Origin of the sequence: Marinimicrobium sp. UBA4509 (genome assembly GCF_002388575.1) — a bacterium.
GTDB lineage: Bacteria > Pseudomonadota > Gammaproteobacteria > Pseudomonadales > Cellvibrionaceae > Marinimicrobium > Marinimicrobium koreense.
The window spans coordinates 35,439-38,792 of sequence record NZ_DGMV01000032.1 but is presented as its reverse complement, the minus strand read 5'-3'; the positions used below and the strand labels follow the sequence as shown (position 1 = coordinate 38,792).

3 protein-coding genes are annotated in these 3,354 nt (G+C 61.2%); all 3 read right to left on the bottom strand.

Going from position 1 to position 3,354, the window contains the following annotated elements:
- Positions 1–219 precede the first annotated feature (219 nt).
- Positions 220–2,526, bottom strand: a complete 2,307-nt coding sequence (locus B3520_RS04185; RefSeq protein WP_286807299.1) for a xanthine dehydrogenase family protein molybdopterin-binding subunit — start codon at positions 2,524–2,526, stop codon at positions 220–222.
- Positions 2,519–3,013: a (2Fe-2S)-binding protein gene (locus tag B3520_RS04180; RefSeq protein WP_286807300.1), complete on the bottom strand. Its 495-nt coding sequence runs from the start codon at positions 3,011–3,013 to the stop codon at positions 2,519–2,521. The genes B3520_RS04185 and B3520_RS04180 overlap by 8 nt, the downstream gene beginning before the upstream one ends.
- A gap of 6 nt (positions 3,014–3,019) precedes the next feature.
- A partial coding sequence (locus B3520_RS04175; protein ID WP_286875474.1) for a c-type cytochrome occupies positions 3,020–3,354 on the bottom strand: 335 nt, incomplete at its 5' end.

Below are 3,354 nucleotides of genomic sequence, written 5' to 3'. Positions count from 1 at the left end.
GGTGGATGACGGCCTTCGGCCTTATCCACCCTACGATGATGTCTAAAGCATTGTACTGCCAAACTGGATTCGAAGCACTGAGGTGCGGGAAGGGGGACGTTGTTTCCAGACCGTAGAGCGGGGGACCCGCGATCCGAGCCTACATGGATGTATTCACGGCGTGTCTGGAAACAACGTCCCCCTTCCCGTACCGGACTATCGGATTAAAGAGTCAGTAAGCTAAGCCTTCAACGCCGCCAACACCGCTTCGCGTCGAATCGGAATCTCCGTCATCCGTACTCCGACCGCCGCGAAAATCGCGTTGCCAATCGCCGGACCGACCACCGTGGTTGCCGGCTCACCCAAGCCTACCGACAACTCCGTACTGTCCACAAACTCCATCTCAATCTCCGGCACATCGCGAATCCGCATCGGCGAATAAGTATTCAGGTTCTGATCCTTCACCTCACCCTTCTCAAACACCGTACCCTCATGCAGCGCCATACTGGCACCCCACAAAGCCGCGCCTTCCACCTGCGCACGGGCACCATCCGGATGCACCACCGTGCCAGCATCGGTCACCAGCGTCAGCTTCTGCAGCGTCACCTTGCCGGTATTGCGATCCACATGCACCTTGGCGACACAAGCCGTCCAGGTCGGCATGTTGCGCTCCTGGCCGTAAGTGGTGGCCACCCCGAGGCCGGTGTCTGCTGGCATATCCTGACCCCACTCGGAAATTTCCCGCACCCGGCGCAGTACATTCGCCTGACGGTTGGCGCCGCCCACCGAGTTGGGGGCTTCGCCGGCGTTTTTGCCTTCCGCTTTCAGCAGGGCCAGACGGAACTCAATCGGGTCTTTCCCGGCCTTGCGGGCCGCCTGGTCCATAAAGGATTCCAAGGCCCAGTTTACCCAGCCCGAGCCCACCGAGCGCAGCCAGCCGGGGCGGAAGGTTTTATTGGCCAGATCGTTGGAAATGGCCCGCAACCGATGCGCCCCCACCGAATACCAGTGAGCGGCGCCCTGAATGGCGAAGGGGTCGTACTTCGCACCGTTGGTGGCCGCGGGCATAAAGCCCGGCACCATCACCTGTGTGGGCCAGCCGGCGGTGGCGTGGTGCTCCATGCCGGTGGGGTTGCCCTCGGCATCAAAGGCCATGCGCACCCGCTGGTAGGCGGGGGAGCGCACCGAGTCAAAGCGCGCGTCGTCTTCCCGGGTGAACACCAGCTTCACCGGGCGGTTCAGCGCTTTTGAGGCCAGAGCGGCGGGCACCGCGTAGTCGCCATTGAGCCGGCGACCAAAACCACCGCCGAGCATATAGGTACGCATGATGACTTTGTTTTCCGGTACATCCAGCGCGTTGGCCAGCGTCGGCAGAATCAGGGACTGCCACTGGTTGCCGGTGTGAATTTCCCAGATACCGTCTTTCTGGTAGGCGAGGGCGTTGACCGGCTCCAGTTGAAAGTGCAAAACGGTGTGGGCGATGTAATCTTCTTCCAGCACCGAATCGGCGTTGCTGAAGGCGTCGTCCACGCCTTCTTCATTCACCACCAGTGCACCGCCATCGCCTTTCTCAATCAATTCCAAACCGCGATCGAGAATATCCTGCTCGCTGACGTTGGCGGTTTCCCCCGGCGTCCAGTCCACTTTGATTTTGCTGGCCGCTTTGCTCGCCGCGTAAAACGAGGTGGCAATGACCACCGCCCAACCGGGCACGGTGTCGGTCGGGTCATTCAGTTGAATGGTCTGCAGGTAACCCTCGACGTTTTTCGCCTCGCTGTCGTCGATGCTGTTGATCTTGGCACCGTAGCGGGTGGGCGGAATCAGCGGCCGACCGTACACCATGTTTTCGACGGTGGCATCGATGCCGTACACACTGGAACCATCGGTTTTATCGGGGATATCCAGTGCCTGGGCTTCCTGACCGATCAGGCGGCGGTCTTCGGGTTTTTTGACCTGGATTTTTTCCAGTTCGTCTTCGCTGAAGGAGCGGGACATGTTGCCACGCTGAACGATCTCGGCGTAGCTGATGGAGCGGTTGCCCGCGATCACTTCGCTGTTGCGCGCGCGGCACTGACTGGCGTTGACGCCGAGCAGTTTGGCGCCCTCTTCAATTAACACTTGCCGACCGGCGGCGCCGGCGCGACTGAGGGGCATGAAGTTCTGCCACACCGACCAACTGCCACCGGTGACCATCAGGCCCCATTTGGGATCGCTGTCGACATGATGCAGCTCGACTTTGGACCAATCGGCCTCCAGTTCATCCGCGACAATGCGGGCCAGGGCGGTGCCCACATGCTGGCCCATTTCGGCCTCGGCAATGTTGACGATTATGCGCCCGTCATTTTCGATCTGATACCAGATGGTGGGCTCAAAGGTTTGGTTTTCAATTACCTCTTCCGGTTGGGCGAAGCTCAGCCCGGGGCGGTAAAAGGCGAGGGTGATGCCGGCACCGGCGGCGCCGATCAGAAAGCCGCGGCGGCTCAGGCTGGGGCCGTGATTGACCGCGCCCACATCGGGGTTGAGCAAGGAGCGAAATAGCTTATTCATTGGAGGCACCCTCCTGAATCTGGACACCGCCGCGCATCTCGGTGGCGGCAATTTTGATGGCTTCCCGAATACGCACATAGGCCATGCAGCGGCACAGGTTGCCGCTCATCACCTGGTCGATCTGCTCATCGGTGGGGTTGGGAAAATCCTTGAGCATGGCCGCGGCCTGCATGATCTGCCCGGACTGGCAGTAACCGCACTGGGGCGTCTGGGTTTCCACCCAGGCTTTCTGCAGGGGGTGCTGGCCGTTTTCGTCCAGCCCTTCGATGGTGGTGACCTCGGCCCCGGCCACCTGGCTGATCGGCGTAATGCAGGAGCGGGTGGCCCGGCCGTTGACCAACACGGTGCAGGCGCCGCACAGGCCGATGCCACAGCCGAACTTGGTGCCGGTCATGCCGGCGTCATCGCGAATGCCCCAGAGCAGCGGGGTGTCGTCGGTCACCTCCAGAGTGACCTTTTGCCCGTTGAGAGTGAATGTGGTGCTCATGGTCTGTTACTCCTTCCCGTTGCCGGCGTTATCGCGCAGCGCTTGAATACGTTGTTCGAGATTGTCCCAGGCGGGGCGATCGGTGTGGGTCTCGCGCAGGAATGTGAACAGGGCCACCAGATCGCCATTGCTCCAGTCCGCGTAACCCGGCATCACGACGCCCTGAATACCGGCCTCGTCGGAAATGCCCTCCAGCGTGAAGCGGATCAGGTTGGTGGGATCATCGGCGGTCACGGCGCTGTTCAGGCTCATGTCCGGGCGCATGATGCTGGGCTCATCCGGATTGTTGTAGTGGCAACTGGCGCAGCCGTAGGTGAACAGTTCCTCCCCCCGGCTCAGGG